24 protein-coding genes are annotated in these 22,011 nt (G+C 58.9%); 12 read left to right on the top strand and 12 right to left on the bottom strand.

Translation table 11 applies throughout. The annotated features are described in order from the left end of the window. Positions 1-36: 36 nt before the first annotated feature. Complete coding sequence (gene aldA / locus AC1V0D_RS05915; RefSeq protein WP_482907112.1) at positions 37-1,473, bottom strand: aldehyde dehydrogenase; 1,437 nt, start codon at positions 1,471-1,473, stop codon at positions 37-39. A gap of 197 nt (positions 1,474-1,670) precedes the next feature. Between aldA and AC1V0D_RS05910 the strand changes: the two genes are divergently transcribed. Beyond that, on the top strand, positions 1,671-1,937 hold the full coding sequence (locus AC1V0D_RS05910; protein ID WP_482907111.1) for a DksA/TraR family C4-type zinc finger protein: 267 nt from the start codon (positions 1,671-1,673) through the stop codon (positions 1,935-1,937). Between the two features lie 63 nt (positions 1,938-2,000). On the opposite strand, the gene AC1V0D_RS05905 is transcribed toward AC1V0D_RS05910, so the two are convergent. Together AC1V0D_RS05905 and AC1V0D_RS05900 are read right to left on the bottom strand one after the other, a co-directional pair. Next, positions 2,001-2,099 carry a YoaK family small membrane protein gene (locus AC1V0D_RS05905; RefSeq protein ID WP_008925225.1) on the bottom strand — a complete coding sequence of 33 codons (99 nt, stop codon included), beginning with the start codon at positions 2,097-2,099 and terminating at the stop codon, positions 2,001-2,003. 41 nt (positions 2,100-2,140) lie between these two features. Continuing rightward, positions 2,141-2,464 (bottom strand): hypothetical protein, encoded by a 324-nt coding sequence (locus tag AC1V0D_RS05900; RefSeq protein WP_058957917.1) that lies wholly within the window; start codon positions 2,462-2,464, stop codon positions 2,141-2,143. Positions 2,465-2,823: 359 nt separating this feature from the next. On the opposite strand from AC1V0D_RS05900, the gene rhaT reads away from it, so the two are divergent. After that, positions 2,824-3,858 (top strand): L-rhamnose/proton symporter RhaT, encoded by a 1,035-nt coding sequence (gene rhaT / locus AC1V0D_RS05895; RefSeq protein ID WP_009090114.1) that lies wholly within the window; start codon positions 2,824-2,826, stop codon positions 3,856-3,858. Positions 3,859-4,131: 273 nt separating this feature from the next. Here rhaT and rhaR read toward each other — a convergent pair whose 3' ends face one another. Both rhaR and rhaS read right to left on the bottom strand, forming a co-directional pair. Then, positions 4,132-4,998 (bottom strand): HTH-type transcriptional activator RhaR, encoded by an 867-nt coding sequence (gene rhaR / locus AC1V0D_RS05890; RefSeq protein ID WP_482907110.1) that lies wholly within the window; start codon positions 4,996-4,998, stop codon positions 4,132-4,134. Positions 4,999-5,009: 11 nt separating this feature from the next. Next, positions 5,010-5,831 carry an HTH-type transcriptional activator RhaS gene (gene rhaS, locus AC1V0D_RS05885; protein ID WP_058957918.1) on the bottom strand — a complete coding sequence of 274 codons (822 nt, stop codon included), beginning with the start codon at positions 5,829-5,831 and terminating at the stop codon, positions 5,010-5,012. A gap of 291 nt (positions 5,832-6,122) precedes the next feature. On the opposite strand from rhaS, the gene rhaB reads away from it, so the two are divergent. The 4 genes from rhaB to rhaM are packed head-to-tail and all read left to right on the top strand — an operon-like array spanning position 6,123 to position 10,002. Then, positions 6,123-7,595 carry a rhamnulokinase gene (gene rhaB, locus AC1V0D_RS05880; protein WP_482907109.1) on the top strand — a complete coding sequence of 491 codons (1,473 nt, stop codon included), beginning with the start codon at positions 6,123-6,125 and terminating at the stop codon, positions 7,593-7,595. Then, the gene (locus tag AC1V0D_RS05875; protein ID WP_426606842.1) at positions 7,588-8,844 is read left to right on the top strand and encodes an L-rhamnose isomerase; all 1,257 of its coding nucleotides are present in this window, start codon (positions 7,588-7,590) and stop codon (positions 8,842-8,844) included. The genes rhaB and AC1V0D_RS05875 overlap by 8 nt, the downstream gene beginning before the upstream one ends. A gap of 11 nt (positions 8,845-8,855) precedes the next feature. Continuing rightward, a complete protein-coding gene (gene rhaD / locus AC1V0D_RS05870) occupies positions 8,856-9,698 on the top strand; it encodes a rhamnulose-1-phosphate aldolase (RefSeq protein ID WP_482907108.1) in 843 nt (280 codons plus the stop codon). Then, a complete protein-coding gene (rhaM, locus tag AC1V0D_RS05865; RefSeq protein WP_058957921.1) occupies positions 9,688-10,002 on the top strand; it encodes an L-rhamnose mutarotase in 315 nt (104 codons plus the stop codon). The genes rhaD and rhaM overlap by 11 nt, the downstream gene beginning before the upstream one ends. A 33-nt stretch (positions 10,003-10,035) precedes the next feature. Here rhaM and AC1V0D_RS05860 read toward each other — a convergent pair whose 3' ends face one another. Further along, positions 10,036-10,686, bottom strand: a complete 651-nt coding sequence (locus AC1V0D_RS05860) for a TetR/AcrR family transcriptional regulator (RefSeq protein ID WP_009090124.1) — start codon at positions 10,684-10,686, stop codon at positions 10,036-10,038. A gap of 308 nt (positions 10,687-10,994) precedes the next feature. On the opposite strand from AC1V0D_RS05860, the gene bhsA (AC1V0D_RS05855) reads away from it, so the two are divergent. Then, positions 10,995-11,252 (top strand): multiple stress resistance protein BhsA, encoded by a 258-nt coding sequence (gene bhsA / locus AC1V0D_RS05855; protein ID WP_482907107.1) that lies wholly within the window; start codon positions 10,995-10,997, stop codon positions 11,250-11,252. Between the two features lie 35 nt (positions 11,253-11,287). Continuing rightward, positions 11,288-11,545, top strand: a complete 258-nt coding sequence (bhsA, locus tag AC1V0D_RS05850; RefSeq protein ID WP_046101861.1) for a multiple stress resistance protein BhsA — start codon at positions 11,288-11,290, stop codon at positions 11,543-11,545. 63 nt (positions 11,546-11,608) lie between these two features. Here the strand turns inward: bhsA (AC1V0D_RS05850) and AC1V0D_RS05845 are convergent, their stop codons facing one another. From AC1V0D_RS05845 to AC1V0D_RS05830, 4 genes are all read right to left on the bottom strand, one after another. Further along, positions 11,609-12,793 (bottom strand): sugar transporter, encoded by a 1,185-nt coding sequence (locus tag AC1V0D_RS05845; RefSeq protein ID WP_471803145.1) that lies wholly within the window; start codon positions 12,791-12,793, stop codon positions 11,609-11,611. A gap of 173 nt (positions 12,794-12,966) precedes the next feature. Next, the gene (gene cybB / locus AC1V0D_RS05840) at positions 12,967-13,506 is read right to left on the bottom strand and encodes a cytochrome b561 (RefSeq protein ID WP_046101860.1); all 540 of its coding nucleotides are present in this window, start codon (positions 13,504-13,506) and stop codon (positions 12,967-12,969) included. 111 nt (positions 13,507-13,617) lie between these two features. Further along, a complete protein-coding gene (locus tag AC1V0D_RS05835) occupies positions 13,618-13,878 on the bottom strand; it encodes a hypothetical protein (protein WP_009090129.1) in 261 nt (86 codons plus the stop codon). 178 nt (positions 13,879-14,056) lie between these two features. Further along, the gene (locus tag AC1V0D_RS05830; protein ID WP_167431218.1) at positions 14,057-15,262 is read right to left on the bottom strand and encodes an MFS transporter; all 1,206 of its coding nucleotides are present in this window, start codon (positions 15,260-15,262) and stop codon (positions 14,057-14,059) included. Positions 15,263-15,407: 145 nt separating this feature from the next. On the opposite strand from AC1V0D_RS05830, the gene AC1V0D_RS05825 reads away from it, so the two are divergent. From AC1V0D_RS05825 to AC1V0D_RS05810, 4 genes are all read left to right on the top strand, one after another. Next, on the top strand, positions 15,408-16,313 hold the full coding sequence (locus AC1V0D_RS05825) for a LysR family transcriptional regulator (protein WP_482907106.1): 906 nt from the start codon (positions 15,408-15,410) through the stop codon (positions 16,311-16,313). 118 nt (positions 16,314-16,431) lie between these two features. Continuing rightward, the gene (gene mlc / locus AC1V0D_RS05820) at positions 16,432-17,649 is read left to right on the top strand and encodes a sugar metabolism global transcriptional regulator Mlc (protein ID WP_111208396.1); all 1,218 of its coding nucleotides are present in this window, start codon (positions 16,432-16,434) and stop codon (positions 17,647-17,649) included. Positions 17,650-17,762: 113 nt separating this feature from the next. Beyond that, positions 17,763-18,461 carry a dethiobiotin synthase gene (bioD, locus tag AC1V0D_RS05815; RefSeq protein WP_337021141.1) on the top strand — a complete coding sequence of 233 codons (699 nt, stop codon included), beginning with the start codon at positions 17,763-17,765 and terminating at the stop codon, positions 18,459-18,461. Positions 18,462-18,641: 180 nt separating this feature from the next. Then, a complete protein-coding gene (locus AC1V0D_RS05810) occupies positions 18,642-20,018 on the top strand; it encodes a uracil-xanthine permease family protein (RefSeq protein WP_150029564.1) in 1,377 nt (458 codons plus the stop codon). A 208-nt stretch (positions 20,019-20,226) separates the two neighbouring features. On the opposite strand, the gene osmV is transcribed toward AC1V0D_RS05810, so the two are convergent. Then, positions 20,227-21,363 (bottom strand): osmoprotectant ABC transporter ATP-binding protein OsmV, encoded by a 1,137-nt coding sequence (gene osmV, locus AC1V0D_RS05805; RefSeq protein ID WP_009090137.1) that lies wholly within the window; start codon positions 21,361-21,363, stop codon positions 20,227-20,229. Continuing rightward, on the bottom strand, positions 21,363-22,010 hold the full coding sequence (gene osmW / locus AC1V0D_RS05800; protein ID WP_009090139.1) for an osmoprotectant ABC transporter permease OsmW: 648 nt from the start codon (positions 22,008-22,010) through the stop codon (positions 21,363-21,365). The genes osmV and osmW overlap by 1 nt, the downstream gene beginning before the upstream one ends. Between the last annotated feature and the right edge of the window lies 1 nt (position 22,011).

Here is a 22,011-nt window from a genome sequence, read left to right as displayed (position 1 = left end):
GAAAGATTAAGCGGGCCGCCTGTGCGGCCCGTTTTGTTAATGGCCCTGCAGATAGGCGACATGGGTCTGCAGATAGGCCTCCAGACCATGTTTACCATCGGCACCGCCAATGCCCGATTTGCGCCATCCGGCATGAAAGCCCTGCATGGCCTCAAAATTTTCACGGTTAACATAGGTTTCGCCAAACTTCAGCTTACGCAGGGCGTAGAGCGTGGTGTTGAGATCCTGCGTATAGAGGGAAGAGGTCAGCCCATACTGGCAGTCGTTTGCCAGGGCTATCGCCTCATCCAGCGTTTTGAAGCTCATCACCGGCAGCACAGGCCCGAATATCTCCTCCTGCATAATCGGCATCTCCTGACGAACCCCGGTCAGCAGCGTGGGCTGGAAGAAAAAGCCTTTCTCGCCGGCGCGCCGGCCGCCCAGCACCACGCTGGCACCTGCGGCGACCGCCTCAGCCACCTTGTGCTCAACGCGATCCCGTGCCGCAGCGCTGATCAGCGGCCCCATATCAATATCGCTCTGTTCGGCGGGGTCACCCAGGGTCACCTGCTGAAAAGCCGCCGTGAGCGCGTTGATAAAGCGGTCATAAATCGCCTCCTGCACATAGAGCCGTTCAACGCAGTTACAGACCTGGCCGCTGTTTATCATTCGCGAAGCGACGATGGCGCGCACGGCCAGCTCCAGGTCAGCATCCGCCATGACAATCGCCGGGGCCTTACCGCCCAGCTCCAGGGAGACGCTGGTGACGTTCTGTGCTGCGGCCTGCATGGTGGCGATGCCTGCACCGACGCTACCCGTCAGGCTGACCAGCCCGACTTTCGGGTTTGCCGCCAGCTCCTGGCCCACGTCCTGCCCGAAACCATAGACGATATTGATCACCCCAGCGGGCAGGCCTGTCTGCTGCAGAATATCGGCGAAGATCGCCGCATTGTTTGGCGTCAGCTCACTGGGTTTAATGACGATGGTGTTGCCGGTGATCAGGGCAGGTGCGGCTTTACGGGCGATCAGGAAGAAGGGGAAATTCCACGGCAGTATCCCGGTTGTCACCCCAATCGCCTTTCTGAACAGGAAGATATGCTCACCGGGTCGGTCGCTGTTGATGATTTCGCCTTCATAACGCCGCGCCCACTCCGCCATGTAATCGAGATAGTCGGCGGTAAACAGCACTTCGGTCTTCGCCAGTCCCTGCGTTTTTCCGCCTTCGGCCACAATCGTGGCCGTCAGCTCCGGTTCGCGCTCACGGATGGCCAAGGCGATTTTATGCAGCCAGAGACCACGCTCTACCGCAGGCAGCGCCTCCCAGTCCGGCTGAGCGGCTTCTGCCGCGCGGATGGCAAGACGGGCGTCCTCACGACTTCCCTGCGGGATGCGTGACAGCAACGCCTCGGTGGCCGGGTTGATCACCTCAATCCACTGGTCACCCTGCGAACCGACAAACTGGCCATTTATGTAATGTTGATGATGTGTTGTCATTTACTTAACTCTCCGCTATCGACACGTTGCAGTAATGTGATTGCAGGGTGAAGCAGATGCGGGCGGGTGACCTTATGCTGAGTGCCAGTGTCGGCGTCTGGCTGGCAGCCAGTGACAGATAGTGCGCTGCTCTGCGGCAAAAACGTCAATATGTTGTAGATTTATAGAAGCAACGTAATGAAAAAAGGGGGTGTATCATGGCTAACGGATGGGCGTCAGAAGGCGCAGTACAGGAGCAGATTGACAGCACCGTCAATGATGGCATCGAGCGGGTGAGGCAGTCGCTGGGTCATGGCGAAAGCGCGACCGAATGTGAACTCTGTGGCGAGCCGATTCCTGAAGCCCGCCGCCAGGCGCTGAAAGGGGTACGCTACTGCTTAGCCTGTCAGGAAAAAATCGATAAACAGCAGCAGACCCGCAGTTTATATAACCGTCGGGGCAGTAAAGACAGTCAGCTGCGCTAGCCTTGACCCGCAGTCGGCCACGCCGGGGGACGGGCAGCGCGCGTCACGCTGCTGCCTTAGCCGTTACGAGCCTGGCATGGCCAGACCGCTGCCGATAAACCACGCCAGAAAGCCGACGCCTGCCACAATGATGGCGATCGGAAACAGGATGCCAATTCTCATACTCTACCTGCTGCAAACAGCACTATGGGGGCGCAATCTTATCATGAGATCTGCAGCACTGCGCGATGGGTTTTCAGCAGCGTAAAGAGCTGAAACTGCGTGGCCTCCGTCTCCTCCCTTAACACCTCTCCCTTCTTATACAGAATATGCTCGATATGCCCCAGCTGACGCCAGACCACAATCGCGGAGGCGATCAGCGCGCAGTGCTGCTCCGCCTGTATACATTCGATGGTGGCGTAGTGGGCTTCATCCATGCCATTCACAAACACCTTTAGCGCCTCAGCAGGCACTATCGCGCGGATATCATCCAGCATCACCCGGCTGACTGCCTGCGAAAGAAACAGTGTTAACCACTTAGTCGTCATCCTGAACCCTGAACCGATCAATTTTCCCCAGTGTATACGACCTTACAGGTGGGAATGAAAGGCTTCTTTGCGCCTCTGCCACGCGGGTGGCGTGCATGGCAGTGACGCGGGAATTGTGCTGCGCCACACAGCAGAAAGGGGAAAAACAGTGAATTATAAGGCACTTACCTGTTCAGGCAGCCCGGCCTCTGACAACTGCAGAATTGTGATCCCTGACAGCAGCATCGGGTCAATATTGCCACTCCGCGCGGGCTTCCGGCATTCATCCAAAGGCTGAGGAATCGATGCAAACCGTAGACTGCCTGCTGAGCGGAAGCTGAGTGCTTTCCGACAGACCTCAACCAAACCGGGGAATAACAATGAACAGTGCCATTATTGCGGGGATTTTCTGGCATTTTGTCGGCGCTGCCAGCGCCGCGTGTTTCTACGCGCCGTTTAAGCAGGTAAAACGATGGTCCTGGGAAACCATGTGGTCGGTGGGGGGCCTGATCTCCTGGCTGATCCTGCCGTGGGCGGTCAGTGCCATTCTGCTGCCCGACTTCCGGGCTTATTACAGCAGCTTCACGCTGTCGCAGCTGACACCCGTGTTTCTCTTCGGCGCGATGTGGGGCATCGGTAATATCAACTACGGACTGACCATGCGCTATCTCGGCATGTCGATGGGCATCGGCATCGCGATTGGTATTACGCTGGTGGTCGGCACGCTGATGACGCCGCTGCTGCAGGGGCGCTTTGGCGAGTTATTTGCCTCTGCGGGAGGGCGGCTGACCTTACTGGGCGTGCTGGTGGCCCTGGCTGGCGTCGGGATTGTGTCGCGTGCCGGATTGCTGAAGGAGCGGGCGCTGGGAATCAACGCCGAAGAGTTTAATCTCAGGAAGGGTCTGCTGCTGGCGGTGATGTGCGGCATCTTCTCGGCGGGGATGTCCTTTGCGATGGATGCCGCGAAGCCGATGCATCAGGCCGCCGCGAATCTGGGGATCGACCCGCTCTATGTAGCGTTACCCAGCTATGTGATCATCATGGGCGGCGGGGCGCTGGTGAACCTGGGCTTCTGCTTCTGGCGGCTGGCTACCCGACCCGATCTGTCAGTTCGCAGGGACTTTTCCGTCGCCAGGCCGCTGCTTATTGCTAATACCGCGTTCGCCGTGCTTGGCGGCACCATGTGGTATCTGCAGTTTTTCTTTTACGCCTGGGGCCATGCCCGAATCCCGCCGCAGTATGACTATGTCAGCTGGATGCTGCACATGAGCCTGTATGTGCTGTGCGGGGGACTGGTAGGCCTGCTGTTGAAAGAGTGGAAGTCAGCGGGCCGCCGCCCGGTCAGTGTGTTATCGATTGGCTGCGTGGTCATTATCATCGCGGCAAACATCGTTGGGCTGGGTATGGCAGCGTAAGCCGCAGGCATCCTGCGGCGCGGAGGAGAACGGGCCTGTCTGACAGGCCCAATCATCAGGTTTCCATCTGACCGGGCGGATCAGGCCGCGACGCACAAATTCAGGGTACAGGGAACAGGGGCAGAGGAGGAAAGCGTCCCGCGCCAGGGACGGCGCGGGCCGAGCGGCCATGGATGGCTTAAGCGACTTTCCGATCTGACCCTGTTCCCTGTACTGGCTCCCCCTCACAGCGATACGGAACAGATCTTTACGAGCCCGCTCTGCAGAGCCGTGTTATTCCGGTTCAGCGCTTTTCAGCGCTGGCCCGGAGGGGAGAAATCGCTGACGCCAGGCACTGGGCGTGAGGCCGGTTTCACGGGTGAAAACCACGGAAAAATAGTTACTGTCATCGAAGCCGCAGCGGGCCGCCACTTCGCTAATCAGCCACGCCTGCGTTCGCAGCAGATATTTTGCCTGACAGAGCTGTAACTGACGCAGGTAATGGCCGATGGTCATCCCGGTCTGCTGACGGAAAAGCTGTTTCAGCGCCCGTTCGCTCAGCTGGTTTTGCTGGCAGAACGCAGCCAGATCAAACGGCCGGGAAATCGCCCCCTGCAACGCTGACATCAGCAGATCGAGCTGTTCCCCCTCCGGCAGAACCCAGGGGCGATCGGCGGCGTAACCGTGGCGCCGCAGAATCAGCACCAGCTGCAGAAACAGGGCTTCAGAGAGCTGAACCGACAGGGGATCGCTCTTGCGACTTTCACGCTCCAGCTGGCTGATCACACCGCGCGCCAGCCCCATACCGCGCGTGGTCAGACGCCAGCAGCCAGGGGCTTCGGGGCCCTGTGGCGGCAGCAGGCTATCCCAGTCAAGCGCCAGACCAAAACGGTCGCGGCAGTAGAGGATGTTATCCAGCACCAGGTCGTTAACGCTGTCGTAACTATGGCAGTCGCTGTCGCGGATAAAAAAGAGGTCGCCGCAGGTGATGAGCCAGGGGCGATCGTTGAGGACGTGCAGGCCATTACCGCGCCAGACGATGACGATTTCGCTGAACTCGTGTCGGTGCGGCGGAAAAGAGGGCTGTGGCATCCTTTCGGCAACCGCCACCGGTAAACTGGGGGCGGGAAAATAGTCATCACGACTGAGTATCAACGCCATAGTCGGCTCCTTTACCTCATCTGCTGGCGCTCCGCTCGCGGGGCGCAGCCAAATTCGCGCCTGAACAGGGTAGAGAAATGGTTGCTGTCTCCAAATCCACACTGGAAGGCGATATCGGTAATGCGCAGATCGCTGTGACGCAGCAGGTGACGCGCCTGTAACAGACGCAGACGGTTCAGATAACGCTGCGGCGTACTGCCGGTCTGCTGCTTCATCTGTCGGTGCAGCGTGCGCAGCGACAGAGAGAAACGGTCGGCCAGTTCATCCCAGACAATCTCATCACTGTAATGATCCGCCAGCCAGTCCAGCAGGCGATGCAGACGCGCCTCCTGATCCTGACGACCGCCATCACGACAGGCTTCACGTAACAGCACCAGCAGCTGTAAAAAGAGCTGCTCCTGCCGCGCCTGCCTGTCCAGTGACCAGGCCTCGTGCTGCTGCATCTGCGCTGCCACACTCAGGGCCTGCGCCATCACCTTCTGATTGATGCGCCAGTGAGAAGGATAATCCCCATCCCGTTCGCACGGCAGCAGCGCCTGCAATCCGGAGAGAAAACGGAACGCGCCGGGGCTGCGATAGAGCACATTGGTCAGGCAGAGGTTATCCGTCTGTTCATAAAGATGACGATCGTGATCGCGGATAAAGCAGACACAGCCGGCGCAGAGCGTTTGTGGCTGACCATTGAACACATGAATCCCGGCGCCGTGCTCAACCAGAACGATTTCATGAAAATCATGATGATGCTCCGGAAAGGGGGCCTGGGGGATGCGGGGTTCAATCGCAATCGCGTAATTGCCGTCAGGAAAAAAATCCGCACTGTGCAACAGAGTCATGATCGTCCCTCTCTGATTAACAAAACTGCAACGCAGTCTAATCAGGACGCCGTTACCTTACCTTGAATTTTCAGCACGTCTCAGCAGGAATCCTGCTGATTTTTCAAGAAATCCCCGGTAGTTAACAGATTTGCGGCAGGGGTCACATCGTGCTCACTGCTGCCTCTGTGATCTCTCTCACGACATTCTTTGCAGGTCTGCCAGGGCACCCCGGCCGCTGGCACTGCCGGGAAGGTGTTCAGGCGACCCGATTTTTACTCTGTGACCACTTAATCACAGGGAAAAGCCACCATGACCAGGCGAAATATCATTGCTATCGATCTCGGCGCATCCAGCGGCCGGGTCATGCTCGCCCGCTGGGATGACGCGCAGCGCCAGCTGGATCTGCGTGAAATCCGCCGTTTTGAAAACCGGCGTCTGCGTCGTGCCGGCTATGACTGCTGGGATCTGGCGATGCTGGAGCAGGCGATCCGTGCCGGGCTGGAGCAGGCTGTTGAGGAGGGGATCGTGCCAGACAGTATCGGCATCGACACCTGGGGCGTGGATATGGTGCTGCTGGATGCGCAGGGTGAGCCGGTGGGTGAAGCGATCAGCTATCGTGATGCACGCACCCACGGCCTGATGGCGCAGGCGCAGCAGGAGCTGGGCCACAGCGCCATCTATGCAAAAACCGGCATTCAGTTTCTGCCTTTCAATACGCTCTATCAGATGCGCGCCCTGCATCAGCAGCAGCCTGACTGGCAGGCGCGTGTGGCACATGCGCTGATGATCCCGGATTACCTGCACTTCCGCCTGACCGGCAACCTCAACTGGGAGTACACCAACGCCACCACCACCCAGATGCTCAATATTCACAGCGGCGAGTGGGATCGCGATTTAATTGGCTGGGCGGGGATTGAGGCAGGCTGGTTCGGTCAGCCGCAGGCGCCGGGCAACACAGTGGGACACTGGCGGAGTCAGCGGGGCGAGGCGGTGCCGGTTATTGCGGTGGCCACCCACGACACCGCCAGCGCAGTGCTGGCCACGCCGCTGCTGCAGGAGGATGCCGCCTATCTCAGCTCCGGCACCTGGTCGCTGATGGGCTTTGAAAGCCTGCAACCCTATGCGAGCGAGGCGGCACTGCGCGCCAATATTACCAACGAAGGCGGCGCTGAAGGCTATCGCGTCCTGAAAAATATCATGGGTTTATGGCTGCTGCAGCGTCTCTGTGCTGAATGGCAGATTGACGACCTCTGTGCGCTGATCGCTGAGACCGCCCGTCAGCCCGCCTGTCTTTCGCTGATTAACCCCAACGATCCGCGCTTTATCAATCCTGACAACATGGTCAGCGAGATTCAGAAAGCCTGCGCAGAGCAGGACATGCCCGTGCCGCAATCCGCCGCTGCGCTGGCCCGCTGCATTTTTGACAGCCTGGCGCTGCTCTACCGTCAGGTCATCAGCGAACTCGCGGCGCTGCGCGGGAAGCCTTTCACCCGGCTGCATGTGGTCGGCGGTGGCAGCCAGAATCGTTTTCTGAATCAGCTCTGTGCGGATGCCTGTGAGATTCCGGTGCTGGCCGGGCCGGTCGAGGCCTCCACGCTGGGTAACGTCGGTTGCCAGCTGATTGCCCTCGGCGAACTGACGGATGTCGCCGATTTCCGCAACTGCGTGATGAACACCTTCCCCCTCGAAACATTCGAACCACACATTTCAGACGTCTTCGCGGCCAGTCAGGCCCGCTTCGCGACGCTGAGTCAACCCGCAGAGGAACCCGCTTATGACTAAGCAGACAGAACAGGCCTTTGAACTGGCTAAACAACGCTATGCCGATATTGGGGTTGATGCTGAACAGGCTATTCGCCAGCTCGACACGATCCCGGTTTCCATGCACTGCTGGCAGGGCGACGATGTGCGGGGATTTGAAAACCCGCAGGCCGCCCTCACCGGCGGTATTCAGGCGACCGGCAACTATCCGGGACGTGCACGCAACGCCAGCGAACTGCGCGGTGATATCGATAAGGCGATGTCGCTGATCCCCGGCCTCAAGCGCCTGAACCTGCATGCACTCTATCTGGAGAGCGACAGGCCGGTTGAACGGGACGCTATTGAGCCGGCGCATTTCGCGCGCTGGGTCGAATGGGCCAGGGAGCGGGGCGTGGGGCTCGATTTTAACCCCAGCTGCTTCTCACATCCGCTCAGTGCTGACGGGTTTACGCTGTCGCACAGCGATCAAACCGTGCGCCAGTTCTGGATCGACCACTGCAAAGCCAGTCGCCGCATCTCAGCCCACTTTGGTGAGCAGCTGGGCACGCCTTCAGTGATGAACATCTGGGTACCGGACGGCATGAAGGATATCACCGTCGATCGGCTGGCGCCGCGTCAGCGTCTGATGAGCGCCCTGGATGAGGTCATTGCGGAAAAACTCAACCCGCAGCATCACATCGATGCGGTAGAGAGCAAGCTGTTCGGTATCGGCGCAGAGAGCTACACCGTAGGATCAAATGAGTTTTATCTGGGCTACGCCGCCAGCCGTCAGACGGCACTGACCCTGGATGCGGGCCATTTCCATCCTACCGAGGTGATCTCCGACAAGATCTCCGCCGCCATGCTCTATGTGCCGCGCCTGCTGCTGCACGTCAGCCGTCCGGTGCGCTGGGACAGCGATCATGTGGTGCTGCTGGATGATGAAACGCAGGCTATTGCCAGTGAGATCGTCCGTCACCGGCTGTTCGACAAAGTGCATATCGGCCTCGATTTCTTTGACGCGTCGATCAACCGGATTGCGGCCTGGGTTATCGGCACCCGCAACACCCAGAAGGCGCTGCTGCGCGCCCTGCTGGAGCCGACCGATCGTCTGCGTCAGGCTGAGAATGGCGGGGATTACACCGCGCGGCTGGTCTGGCTGGAAGAGCAGAAATCACTGCCGTGGCAGGCGGTGTGGGAAGCCTGGTGCCTGCGTCATGACGTTCCGGCTGACGCCAGCTGGTTAAGTGATGTGCGCCATTATGAACAGCAGATTTTGAGCCAACGTTAAGGGATTTCATTATGCAAAGCATTCTTGCTTCAGAGTTTGTAAAGGGAATGGTTAAGGCAACCAGCGACATGTGGCTGAAGGGATGGGATGAACGCAATGGTGGCAACGTCAGCCTGCGGCTGAGCGAGGAGGAGGTGAGCCCCTACAGGGCTGATTTCTGCCAGGAGCCACGCTGTTTCGAGCTGAGTCAGCCCGCCCCGGCGCTGGCAAACGACTGGTTTCTGGTGACCGGGTCGGGAAAATTTATGCGCAACGTTCAGCTGGACCCCGCGGACTGCCTGGCACTGCTGCAGGTCGACAGCCAGGGGCTCTCCTGCAAAATTCACTGGGGGCTGGTCAATGGCGGGCTGCCGACCTCCGAGCTGGCGTCACATTTTCAGTCGCATGCGGTGCGCAAGGCAGTCAGCGGCGGCAGAGATCGGGTGATTATGCACTGTCATGCCACCCACTTTATGGCCCTGAGTTATGTGGTTGAGATGGAGTCGGCGCGCTTTACCCGCCTGCTGTGGGAGGGGAGCACCGAGTGTCTGGTGGTCTTCCCGGATGGCGTGGGCGTGTTGCCCTGGATGGTGCCCGGCACCGATGAGATCGGCGCCGCGACGGCGGCGCAGATGCAGTCGCACACGCTGGTGATGTGGCCGTTCCACGGCGTCTTTGGCACCGGCCCGACGCTCGATGAGACGTTTGGGCTGATTGACACCGCCGAGAAATCATCTGAAGTGATGGTTAAGGTGCTGTCGATGGGCGGGATACGTCAGAGCATCACCACAGAACAGCTGGTCGCGCTGGGTAAACGTTTTGGTGTCACGCCCTGGCAACCAGCACTGGATGCGGGGCCTGCCCATGTTGCGTAAAGCCTTTGTGATGCAGGTCAATCCGGATTGTCATGCGGAGTATGAGCGTCGTCACTCACCCATCTGGCCCGAACTGGCTGAAACGCTGAAAGCACATGGTGCCCGTAATTATGCCATCTGGCTGGATGAGGAGCGGCATCTGCTCTTTGCCAGCGTGGAGATTGAATCGGAAGCGCGCTGGAACGCAGTGGCGCAAACGGCGGTCTGTCAGCGCTGGTGGGCCTCCATGAAGGATCTGATGCCCTCTCATGCGGACAACAGTCCCGTCAGTCAGCCGCTCCGGCCGGTCTTCTTTCTCAGCTGAACGTGCAACAGGGCGGGAATCCCGCCCTGAATCTTACCGCTGAGCCTGACAGAGTCCTGTCAGGGTGGGCCACATCGCCATCAGCGTATCAATAATACTCTCCAGGTCTGCGCGCTCCGCACCTTCCCGCGCCCGCACCGACATGCCCTGAAGCAGACAGCTCAGATAGCGTGACAGCGCAGCAATGTCCACTGACTCTCCCAGTTCACCACGCTGCTGACGCGAGCAGAGGAAATCCTTTAAAACCTGCTCCTGTGACTGATGCTGCTCTTGCAGCATGGCCGCAATATCCGCGGAAGCCGCCGACAGGGCGCTTGAGGTGCAGATAAAGAAGCAGCCGCCGGGCGAATCGCGTTCGGTAAAGCAGGCCGCGGTAGCGCGGAAATAGGCCTCAACCGCCTCAGAGACCGCCAGCTTATCATCGCCCAGTGCCGCGTCACGCCAGGCGCTGAATTTCTCAACATAGCGCTCCATCGCGGCGCGGAACAATCCCTCTTTATTGACGAACTCCGCATAGAGCGTCGGCGCTTTAGCACCGGTAGCGGCCACCAGATCGGCGAGCGAGGTGCCTTCGTACCCGTGGGTCCAGAACAGGGTCAGTGCCTTATCGAGAGCGGCTTCACGATCGAACACTTTGGGACGGCCACGACATTTCCGGGTATCGCAATCCTGAACCTGACTCATACATCCTCTCTGACTGGGGAACACTCTATTAAATTACCGATCATTATAAAAATGTGCAAGGGCAGAGAGGCAGGCCATCCTCCGGGGTTGCCATTTTGTGCGCCAGCCCGGTTTTATCGCCCCTATGGTTAAGTCAGAAAAGGGGCTGAAGCCCATAATCACGCCACTTCGCGATTAAAATAACGCTCATTAAATAAATATTGACGGCCAGCCTGATCGGGGTCTATCATTTATTTAACGGTCGTTAATTAAATAGCGACAACCGATTTCAGACCCACTGAACACGATCACTGAAAAGAGAGAAGATTATGAAAACCATCAAAACTACCCTGGCTGTTCTGGCACTCACCACACTGACTTTTGGCGCGTCTGCCGCTGACCTGGTTACCAGCGAACCGGCTAATCAGCAGCCTGTCGGCACCATCTCTGTGCTGGGCGGCACCAACCTGAGTTCAGTCGAAGCGCAGCTCAAGGCCAAAGCGGATGAAGCCGGTGCGAAATCATTCCGCATCACCTCAACCAGCGGTCAGAACAAACTGCACGGCACGGCTGTGATTTATCAGTAACCTGGCATCCGGCAGATATGAAGAAGGGGTTCGTTATGAAACGTATCAGTATGATAGTGGCGGCGGCCCTGCTCAGTGGCCTCTCGTTCACCAGCGTGGCGGCGCAGCAGGTGAGCAGCACGCCACTGGATCAGCAACGCGTGGGCGTCATCAGCGCGACGGGCAGCAGCAATCTGACCTCGCTTGAGCAGCAACTGTCAGAAAAGGCCAGCGATGCCGGAGCAAAGTCTTTCCGCATCACTTCGACCTCTGGCAGCAACAACCTGCATGGCACCGCCATTCTCTATAAATAAGAGAAACAGGCTTCAGATAACCTGATTATCTGAAGCCTTTTTTTTATCCTCTCCGCGCCGGTCTTAGCCATTACTGCGAAGCTGAGGATAACGGCGGAAAATATAGACACACCACAGTAACGCCACCAGACCGATCATCCCCCCGACGTTGCCGACTTCCGACATATTCAGATAGAGACTGACCTGGCTTCCCAGCAGCGCGCCTGCGCCTATGCCGATATTGTAGATGCCGGACATGAGTGACATTGCCACATCCGTTGCATCCGGCGCCAGAGACAGCACCCTCACCTGCATACCCAGTCCAATCATCATCATCGCCATGCCCCAGACGATGCACAGGATAGCGATCGCCGCCGGACGAACCGCAGCAAAGATCAGCAGTCCCATGCAGAGGGTGATCAGCGCAATCGCGGCAATCAGCAGCGCGGAAGGGAATTTATTGCCCAGGGTGCTGAACAGCACGCTGCCCAGAATACCCGCAGAGCCAAACAGCAGCAGCAGCAGGGTGGTGAAATTGCCGCTGGATTGCGCCACGCTCTGCATAAAGGGCTCGATGTAGCTGTAGGCCGTGTAGTGCGCGGTCACCACAATGGTCACCAGCAGATACATGCTGACCAGCGCCGGACGACGAAACAGCATCGGCACGCTGCTCAGCGAGCCGGTGTGTTCACTGGGGAGACGCGGCAGTATCCGTACCAGCATGATCATCAGTACCAGTGCCGACAGGCCAATCGCGCCGAAGGTGGTTCGCCAGCCAAGATACTGACCCACCACACGGCCAATCGGCACCCCCAGCACCATGGCCAGTGCGGTTCCGGTCGCCAGCATACTCAGCGCCTGCGTTTTCTTTCCGGCCGGGGCCACGCGAATAGCCAGTGAAGCCGTGATCGACCAGAACACCGCGTGAGAGAGGGCGATGCCGACGCGTGAAACCATCAGCGACCGAAAGTCCCAGGCGAAAGTCGACAGGACGTGACTGACGATAAAGATCGTAAACAGCACCCCCAGCAGCAGTCGCCGCTCCACGTTGCGCGTCAGCAGCATCAGCGGCAGTGACAGCAGCGCGACTACCCAGGCGTAGATCGTCAGCATGATCCCGACATCCGCCGTCTGCATGGAAAAGTCAGCCGCAATGTCCGAAAGGAGACCCACCGGTACAAATTCGGTGGTATTAAATACAAAAGCCGCGATGGCCAGCAAGACCACGCGTAGCCAGGCAGTTTTACGTGAAACAGTTGTTGGTTGCATGAGGTGTCAAATCTGTCAGTACAGCGAATTCGGATGTGGCAGACATCCAGCGAAAGTGACCTGCGTCACAAATTACAGACCATTGTAGTGAATAAAGCGGGAAGCGAAACCTGATAACCGGCTTTTAAGGCGGAAATTTTTTTATCGCCCCGTTCAGGGGCGACGGGACGAGATTACTGACCGCGGCGAGGCGGCATCATGCGCAGCAGGGTATTGTCTTTAAGCAGATAGTGATGAAACAGCGCCGCCGCCGCATGCAGCCCGATCAGCCAGTATCCCAGCGGTGCCAGGGTTTCATGCCAGTCGATCAGCGTATCCGCCAGGTCAAAATTGGGCTCCGGTGCAACCGGCATGCTGATGCCAAACAGCCACCACTCCCGCCCCTTGAGGTAGCGCGACGACAGGCCGAGGATCGGCAGGGTGATAAACAGGGCATAGATCAGGGTGTGCGTCAGATGAGCCACCCCGGTCTGCCAGCGCGGTGCGGCTGGCGTAATGGGTGGCGTGCGATGACGGGTACGCAGAAACAGGCGGGCGATCATCAGCACCAGAACGGTCGCACCTGCGCTGAAGTGGGTGATGATCATGGCGTACCCCTGCCAGGAGCCGCGCTGCACAAAGCCGCGCAGCTCAATGGTGGCGTAGGCTGTCACGACCAGTAAAAAGGTCAGCCAGTGAAGGGCGATCTGAGAACGCGCAAACTTATCCCGCATCGTGCTTTCCATCAAAAAGAGTCAGGAAGAGTAACATAACGGAAAACGGCGCTGATGCTTAACAAATTAGCGCAGCGGTAAGTAGATTTCACGCCAACACCCTCCGACAGCTTAGCGTGACCCCGGCGTATGTTTCTGGGCGACGCTGAGCGGCGTCTCCGGTAGGTGGCTGGCATTAATCGGGCAGCAGTTCTCACAGCCGATAGCCCCCACGTAATATTTTTTTGCCTGAAGAATGGCGGCATTGACGTGATAAAAACTGCCCAGAAACAGTCGGTTTTCCATGTCGGGAAGATGCGGGCAGCCAGCGGCATGCACCACATGATTATCGTTATATCCCGATTGTTTATTGACGTAGTAGTAGAGAGCCACAGGCGTTCCTTGTTGCCGTGTTAAGAGGCAAAGCAGATGAAATGATTCAATAAAACCGATTATAGCGGGAATTGTGGGGTTTTTTCGCGGGGGATTTTCAGGGAAGAGGATGAGCGACAGTCAGCGTGTGGTGCTGCCAGGCCTGGTGAGGCCATCCGGGCCTGGCAGAAGAGGGAAATCAGAGCTTTTTGCGGTGCAGATGCCAGGCCACCAGCAACGCCAGCAGCAGCAGGGTGCTGATAAACAGCGTGATGCCGTGCCAGCCAAAGTTATGCCAGAACAGACCGCCCAGCGTCCCGGCGACGCTGGAACCCACGTAGTAGCTGAACAGATAAAGCGATGAGGCCTGGCCCCGCGCCCGGCGTGCGCGCGGGCCAATCCAGCCACTGGCAACCGCATGGGCGGCAAAGAAGCCGGCGGTGAACAGCATCATCCCCGGCAGGATCAGCCAGAGCGAGTTGAACGCCGTGATCAGCAGTCCCAGCAGCATAATGGCGGTCGCACCCAGCATCACCGGTCCCCGTCCCAGCCGGCTGGTCAGCGCACCCGCTTTCGGCGAACTCCACGAGCCGGTGAGATAGACCACCGACAACAACCCGACCACGGCCTGACTCAGATGCCAGGGGGCATCCAGCAGCCGGTAGCCGATGTAGTTAAACAGCGTGACAAAGGCACCCATCAGCAGGAACCCTTCGGCAAACAGCCAGGGCAGGCCGGGATCGCGCCAGTGCAGCCGGAAGTTAATCAGCAGGTTGCGCGGACGCAGCGTGATGGGGCGGAAATGACGTGACGCGGGAAGGATCTTCCAGAACATCAGCGCCGAAGCCAGCGAAAACAGGCCAATCACCGCCACGGCGATCCGCCATGAGAAGAGGTCGGTCAGTACACCGCTCAGCAGACGCCCGCTCATGCCGCCGATAGAGTTTCCGCTGATATAGAGCCCCATAGAGAAGGCGACGACCCGCGCATCCATCTCCTCGCTGAGGTAGGTCATGCCCACCGCCGCCACTCCGCTGAGCGACAGCCCCATCAGCGCCCGCATGATCAGAATGCCGTGCCAACTGCTCATGGTGGCTGAGATCAGCGTGCAGATGGCGGCCAGCATCAGGGCTGTCACCATCACCGATTTACGGCCGACAGCATCCGAAAGCGGCCCGGTCACCAGCAGGCCCAGGGCCATCAGGCCGGTTGAGATAGAGAGTGACAGGCTGCTGGTCGCCGGTGAGATGCCAAACTGATGCGAGAGCACCGGCAGAATCGGCTGGACACAATAGAGCAGGGCAAAGGTCGCCAGACCGGCGGAGAAGAGGGCCAGCGTCACGCGCATAAACTGCCGCGAACCCCGACGGATATAACCTGACGCAGCCACCGGTTCCGAAGGCATACAACCCGCCTCTTCATTTACCGCGGCGGCCTCTGTTGAGTGACTCACACACTTTCCTTTAACAGTAAAAAAACCTGTCGTCAGCTTAGGCAGGCATCATTATGATGTCTAATATATTAATAATATTAAATGAGACATTTCAGATATGAATATTGAGTTGCGTCACCTGCGCTACTTTATTGCAGTGGCCGAGGAGCTCCATTTCGGGCGCGCGGCCCGGCGGCTGAACATCTCCCAGCCGCCACTCAGTCAGCAGATACTGCAACTGGAGGCAGAAACCGGGGCCCGACTCTTTAACCGGACCAACCGCAGCGTTCAGCTGACCGCTGCCGGACAGCAATTGCTGAACGATGCCCGCGCCATCCTGCTGCAGGTCGAGCAGGCGGCCGACCGGGCAGCCCGGCTGCATCGGGGAGAAGAGGGCGGGCTGCGAATCGGGTTCACCTCCTCGGCGCCTTTTACCGCGGTGGTCTCCGACGCGCTGTTTCGCTTTCGCCAGCGCTGGCCGCAGGTGCATATTCAGATGCAGGAAATTAATACCCGCCAGCAGCTGGCCCCGCTGCATGAGGGGCGGCTCGATCTTGGCGTGATGCGCAACACGCCGCTGCCCGCCGATCTCGCGCATCAGCTGCTGATGAGCGAGCCGCTGTGTGCGGTGGTGCACAAAGCGCATCCGCTGGCGGATGCCGGCGCGATCTCCGTCACCGCGCTGGCCGCCGAACCTTTCGTCTTCTTTGATGCCCAGGGCGGAACCGCGCTCTACAGCGATATCCTGGCGCTGCTGCATCGCTATCAGATCCAGCCCTATATCACCCAGGAAGTGGGGGAAGCGATGACCATTCTGGGGCTGGTGGCAACCGGTCTTGGCGTCTCCATCCTGCCCGCCTCCTTCCGCCGGGCGCAGCTGGCCGATCTGGTCTGGCTGCCGCTGACGGAAGAGGATGCCATTTCAGAGCTGTGGCTGGTCTGGTCAGCCAGCCGCGAAATCACCGCACCGATGGCGAATATGATGGCGCTACTGCGGGAAAAACGGCCCGGAAGCGCACCTTGACAGAGGCCAATATGTGCGATAAATCACATTTCTAATCAAATATTTGACGCTGTTGCCTGATCTGCCTCACCATGGCGCATGTTTATTTAGAAGCGCGAAAATAACCGGGAGCAGGGTTGTGAATCCGGACAGTCAACCTGGCCATATTGACCAGATCAAGCAGACCAATGCAGGTGTCGTATATCAGCTGATTGACCGTTATGGTCCCATTTCGCGTATCGAACTTTCCCGCCGTGCCCAGCTTGCGCCAGCCAGCATCACAAAAATTGTGCGTGAAATGCTGGACGCGCATCTGGTGCAGGAGACGGAGTTTCAGGAGCCCGGCAGTCGTGGCCGTCCGGCTATCGGGCTGATTCTGGACACGGAGGCCTGGCACTATCTGGCCATTCGTCTGCATCGCGGTGCCATGACCTTTACGCTGCGCGATCTCAGCAGTCAGGCGCTGGCCGAAGATAGCCTGCCGCTGCCCGATGAATCCGCTCAGCCGCTGCTGACCGCTCTGATTGAACAGGTGGATGCCTTCTTTATCCGTCATCAGAAAAAGCTGGAGCGTCTGACGGCCATCGCCATCACGCTGCCGGGGCTGATTAACGCCGCGTCAGGCGTGGTGCATCGGCTGCCGGGCTATCAGGTGCGTGATATGCCGCTGGGCGATGCGCTGGAGGCGCACACGGGATTACCGGTGTTTGTGCAGCACGATATCTCCGCCTGGACGCTGGCGGAGTCGCTGTTCGGCGCTTCGCGCGGCGCGCAGGATGTGATTCAGATCGTGATCGATGAAACGGTCGGTGCCGGGGTGATCAGCGGCGGCCAGCTGCTGCATAAGCGGGGGCGGGCGCTGGTCGAGATCGGCCATACGCAAATCGATCCTTATGGTCAGCAGTGCTACTGCGGCAATCACGGCTGTCTGGAGACGGTCGCCAGCACCGGCAGTCTGCTGGCGCTGGCGGCGCAGCGTCTGGCGGCCCAGCCCGACAGCCTGCTTAATCGTCAGGAGCTGACGCTGTCATCGTTATGTGAGGCCGCCCTGTCGGGCGACCGCCTGGCGCGCGACACCATCGCCAGCGTCGGTCATCACGCAGGCCGGATTCTGGCGATGATGGTTAATATTTTTAATCCACAACATATTCTTATCGGTTCTCCGCTGAATGCGGCGGCAGAGGTGCTGTTTCCGGCGGTGAGCAACACGATTCTGCAGCAGTCCCTGCCTGCCTACAGTGCAGGCATTCAGCTGGCCCCCACTGAATTCAGCGAACCGGGCACACTCGGTGCCGCCGCGCTGATCAAAGACGCTCTCTATAACGGACACCTGTTAGTGAAACTGTTGCAAGGTTAAGCGGGCCTGAACTTGCGCTAACGCAATCTGTTCTCATTCTGGATTCCTTAAAATGCCGTTTCGCAGCAGGGCTAATCACCGATTAGCCGCAACGCTTTGAGAGGAGAAGTGGAGTGAACAGACTATTTGTTACCGGCACCGATACAGCTACAGGCAAAACGGTGGTGTCCCGCGCCCTTTTGCAATGTTTTATTCAGAGCAACGTCAGTGCCGTCGGCTATAAGCCTGTCGCGCGCTGCGCGGTCAAAACCGCTGATGGCCTGCGTAACAAAGATGCACAGGTTCTGCAAAGCGCTTCATCCATCGACCTGCCTTATGAGGCGATTAATCCGCTGGTGTTTGAGGAGGAGGAGATCTGCACCCATCCCAGCCAGATAATCGACTATTCCCGGCTGACTCAGGGTCTGACACATCTGACGCAGCAGGCCGATCGGGTGGTGGTGGAGGGCACTGGCGGCTGGCGCAGTCTGATGAACGACGGACGTCCGCTCTCGCGCTGGGTCGCAGAACAGCAGCTGCCGGTTGTGCTGGTGGTGGGTATCCAGTCGGGCTGCATCAGTCATGCGCTGCTGACCGCGGAAGCCATCGCGCACGATGGCCTGCCGCTGGTGGGCTGGGTGGCTAACCGCGTCAATCCGGGGCTGGCGCACTACAGTGACATCATTGAGGTGCTGCGTGAAAAGATTGCGGCACCGCTGCTGGGTGAGCTTCCTTATCTGCCCCGTCCTGAACAACGCGATCTGACCTCCTGGATCGATATTTCTCTGCTGGAGCAGCCCGATCTGCACGCTGCGAGTGCAAAGATCGCCTGATACTGAAACAAAACAAGTCATCTGAGCAGGTCGTGAGCCTAAAGTTTCAGGCTCACGACCCGTTTTCTGTAACTATTTCCGCTTATATTTGAATGACCTGGATCGTTAACCGCGAATTCCCGACGTGATGGCGCAGAAAATGCATTAACTCCGCTAACCACACAGAGCTGGAGCACCACCATGTCGCACTCGCACGAGAAAGGTTTGTTATACGGGCTTGAAGCCCGCATTGGTCCCGTACCGGCATTCTTTGCCGCACTGCAGCATCTGCTTGCCAGCGTCGTCGGCATTATCACTCCGCCGCTGATTATCGGTTCGGTGCTGGGACTGCAGGCCTATATTCCTTATCTGATCAGCATGTCCCTGTTTGTTTCCGGTCTGGGCACCTTTATGCAGGCCCGGCGCTTTTATGGCGTCGGTGCCGGGATGATCTGTCTGCAGGGCACCAGCTTTGCGTTTCTGGGTGTGATCCTGTCGGGTGGGTTAATGATCAAGGGGCGTGGCGGTTCACCTGAAGAGATTCTGGCGATGCTGTTTGGCTGCAACCTGGTGGCGGCACTGATCCCGGTGGTCATCAGCCGCTGCGTCGGCGCGCTGCGCAAGGTGCTGACGCCGGTCGTCACCGGCACAGTGATTACGCTGATTGGTATCAGCCTGATCAAAGTGAGCATCACCGACTGGGCGGGCGGTCACAATGCCACGGACTTTGGCGCGCCGGGAAATCTGGCGCTGGGTGCGCTGACGCTGCTGGTGATTGTGGCGCTGAACCGCTCGCGAAACCGCTGGGCGCGGCTGGTTGCCGTGGTCGCGGGTATCGCCGTGGGGTGTGTGGCGGCGGCGTTAACCGGCCATCTGCAGCTGAAGGCTGCGCCGGAGAGCAGCTGGCTGGTGCTGCCGGCCTTTTTCCGCTTTGGTTTCGCCTTCGACTGGACCATCTTTCTGCCTATCGCGCTGGTATCTGTCATTGCGGTGATTGAAGCGGTGGGCGATCTGACGGCCAACTGTCTTATTTCACAGCAGCCGATTACCGGTAAGCCGTTCCAGCAGCGGCTGCAGGGCGGTATCGTCGCCGATGGCCTGAGCTGCGTGCTGGCCGCGGTTTTCTCGGCCTTTCCTAACACCACGTTCGCGCAGAATAACGGTGTCATCCAGATGACCGGCGTTGCCAGCCGCTACGTGGGGATGCTGCTGGGCATTATGCTGGCGCTGCTGGGGCTCTTTCCGGCGGTTGGCTCCCTGCTGCAGCAGATCCCACCGCCGGTACTGGGCGGCGCGACCGTAGTGATGTTTGGCAGCGTGGTTGCGGCCGGTATCCGGGTGATGACCCAGACACCGCTTGGTCGCCGCGAGATGCTGATCGTCGCCATCGCCTTCGGCATCGGGCTGGGTGTAGAAGCGGTGCCGGACGTGCTGAAGCAGTTCCCGCCGCTGATCGGCAGCCTGTTTGGTCATGCAGTCACTACCGGTGGCATCCTGGCCATTGTGCTGAATCTGGTGCTGCCGGATGAGGCGCGGACGGTGGAAGAGGTTGAGGCGGAGACGCTGACGGAGGGATGACCGGCCGCCGTGCTGAGTGTGTTCTGACAGACGACTGAATTATTGAGGCGATGGGAGCATACGCCCGGAGCAAAGCATAGCGGGCCATGGATGGCCCGCGCTGAGCCCGCCAGGGATGGCGGGTTTGCGTCTTTGCGGAGGGCGTATGCTCCCTGAGCAAATAACGCATTAACAGACAATGGGAGGTGTCACCCCCCAATAAAAGCTTTTACGTATTCAGACGACGACGCGTGCGGCCTGAACTCAGGTAGTCGGCGATATAATCCTGTGAAATCTCACCGCTGTAGCGACCCTCCTCATCAACAATCGGCATCCAGACCGTGTTGTGTTCATAGAGCTTTGACAGCACTACGCGCAGGTTCTCTTCCGCTTTGCCGGTCACCTTAAAGGTGTGCAGGCGCTCTTCACAGCGGCCGCTGACGTTGCGTGCCTCGCGACGCTTCACAAAGCCCAGCGGTTTGCCATCCTCATCGACCACGGTAATCGAGCGCATATCGTTCTCATCCATGGTGCCAAAGGCTTCCTCCAGCGGCGTAGAACGACGCACGGTAATGGTGGGCTGCTGATCGGTGACGTCGCCCGCCTGCACCAGCAGCAGGCGCTTCAGCGTGCGGTCCTGACCGACAAACGAGCCGACGAAATCGTTCGCCGGTGTGGCCAGCAGCTCATCCGGGCTGGCGCACTGCACGATCTTACCCTGACCAAATACCGCAATCCGGTCGCCGAGCTTCAGCGCCTCATCGATATCGTGACTCACCAGCATCACGGTTTTCTTCAGCTGGCGCTGCATATCGAGAAACTCGTTCTGAATGACTTCACGATTAATCGGGTCAACCGCCCCGAAAGGCTCATCCATCAGCAGCACCGGTGGATCCGCCGCCAGCGCACGAATCACCCCGATGCGCTGCTGCTGACCGCCGGACATCTCTCGCGGATAGCGATGCAGGAATTTAGTCGGGTCCAGCGCCACCATACTCATCAGCTCGGTCGCGCGCTCGTGACACTGCTTCTTATCCCAGCCCAGCATGCGCGGCACCACGGTAATGTTCTCTTCGATGGTCATGTTCGGGAACAGTCCAATCTGCTGGATCACATAGCCGATGTTGCGACGCAGGGTGGTGGTGTCCTGCGTACTGGTATCTTCGCCATTAATCAGAATCCGGCCACTGGTGGCAGGGATAAGGCGGTTAATCATCTTCAGGGTGGTGGTTTTTCCGCAGCCCGATGGCCCCAGCAGGACACACATCTCACCGGCTGGCACATGCAGGCTGACGTTATCGACGGCTTTATTGGTGGTACCGTTTTTCTGGGTAAAGGTTTTCGTCAGGTTTTCCAGCGTGATCATTATCGAATCCCCTTAGGAGTCAGCGCCTGCTGCAAACGGTGCAGCAGCCAGTCAAGAACAATAGCCAGCAGACAGATCATCAGTGCCCCGGCAATTAACATGCGAATATCACTGCCGCTGATGCCATCCAGCAGCAGCTGGCCCAGGCCGCCGGCTCCAATCACGGCGGCAATCGCCATGACGCCGACGTTCATCACCACGGCGGTGCGGATGCCGCCAAAAATAACCGGCAGCGCCATTGGGATCTCCACCCAGCGCAGACGCTGCCAGAAGGTCATGCCGATACCACGACCCGCCTCACGCAGACCGCCTGGCAGGTTCTCCAGTGCGGTGTGCGTGTTGCGCACAATCGGCAGCAGAGAATAGAGGAACACAGCGGTGATGGCGGGCAGCGCACCGATGCCCTGACCGATCAGTGAAAAGAGCGGGATCATCAGACCAAATAGCGCAATGGTCGGGATGGTCAGCACCACGGTGGCGATGCCGAGGATCGGGGCCGCCAGCCACCGGACCCGGACAATCAGAATGCCGAGCGGCACGCCAATGACAATCGCCAGTCCGACCGCGACCAGCACCAGCCAGCTGTGCTGCCAGCTCAGGGTCAGCAGGGTATTCCAGTTATCCATGATGTAGTGAAGGGTATCCACA

This window comes from Pantoea sp. PA1, from assembly GCF_056856975.1.
The sequence above is the reverse complement of the archived record's forward strand: the minus strand, read 5'-3'. Positions and strand labels throughout refer to the sequence as shown.

Coding starts and splice junctions, on each gene's coding strand:
- AC1V0D_RS05910 (WP_482907111.1), top strand. CDS start 1,671: ATGGCTAACGGATGGGCGTCAGAAGGCGCAGTACAGGAGCAGATTGAC.
- AC1V0D_RS05830 (WP_167431218.1), bottom strand. CDS start 15,262: ATGCCTTCGGAACCGGTGGCTGCGTCAGGTTATATCCGTCGGGGTTCG.
- AC1V0D_RS05905 (WP_008925225.1), bottom strand. CDS start 2,099: ATGAGAATTGGCATCCTGTTTCCGATCGCCATCATTGTGGCAGGCGTC.
- rhaB (WP_482907109.1), top strand. CDS start 6,123: ATGACCAGGCGAAATATCATTGCTATCGATCTCGGCGCATCCAGCGGC.
- AC1V0D_RS05900 (WP_058957917.1), bottom strand. CDS start 2,464: ATGACGACTAAGTGGTTAACACTGTTTCTTTCGCAGGCAGTCAGCCGG.
- AC1V0D_RS05825 (WP_482907106.1), top strand. CDS start 15,408: ATGAATATTGAGTTGCGTCACCTGCGCTACTTTATTGCAGTGGCCGAG.
- cybB (WP_046101860.1), bottom strand. CDS start 13,506: ATGCGGGATAAGTTTGCGCGTTCTCAGATCGCCCTTCACTGGCTGACC.
- AC1V0D_RS05875 (WP_426606842.1), top strand. CDS start 7,588: ATGACTAAGCAGACAGAACAGGCCTTTGAACTGGCTAAACAACGCTAT.
- AC1V0D_RS05810 (WP_150029564.1), top strand. CDS start 18,642: ATGTCGCACTCGCACGAGAAAGGTTTGTTATACGGGCTTGAAGCCCGC.
- rhaD (WP_482907108.1), top strand. CDS start 8,856: ATGCAAAGCATTCTTGCTTCAGAGTTTGTAAAGGGAATGGTTAAGGCA.
- aldA (WP_482907112.1), bottom strand. CDS start 1,473: ATGACAACACATCATCAACATTACATAAATGGCCAGTTTGTCGGTTCG.
- rhaM (WP_058957921.1), top strand. CDS start 9,688: ATGTTGCGTAAAGCCTTTGTGATGCAGGTCAATCCGGATTGTCATGCG.
- bhsA (WP_482907107.1), top strand. CDS start 10,995: ATGAAAACCATCAAAACTACCCTGGCTGTTCTGGCACTCACCACACTG.
- AC1V0D_RS05860 (WP_009090124.1), bottom strand. CDS start 10,686: ATGAGTCAGGTTCAGGATTGCGATACCCGGAAATGTCGTGGCCGTCCC.
- rhaS (WP_058957918.1), bottom strand. CDS start 5,831: ATGACTCTGTTGCACAGTGCGGATTTTTTTCCTGACGGCAATTACGCG.
- osmV (WP_009090137.1), bottom strand. CDS start 21,363: ATGATCACGCTGGAAAACCTGACGAAAACCTTTACCCAGAAAAACGGT.
- rhaT (WP_009090114.1), top strand. CDS start 2,824: ATGAACAGTGCCATTATTGCGGGGATTTTCTGGCATTTTGTCGGCGCT.
- bhsA (WP_046101861.1), top strand. CDS start 11,288: ATGAAACGTATCAGTATGATAGTGGCGGCGGCCCTGCTCAGTGGCCTC.
- AC1V0D_RS05845 (WP_471803145.1), bottom strand. CDS start 12,793: ATGCAACCAACAACTGTTTCACGTAAAACTGCCTGGCTACGCGTGGTC.
- rhaR (WP_482907110.1), bottom strand. CDS start 4,998: ATGGCGTTGATACTCAGTCGTGATGACTATTTTCCCGCCCCCAGTTTA.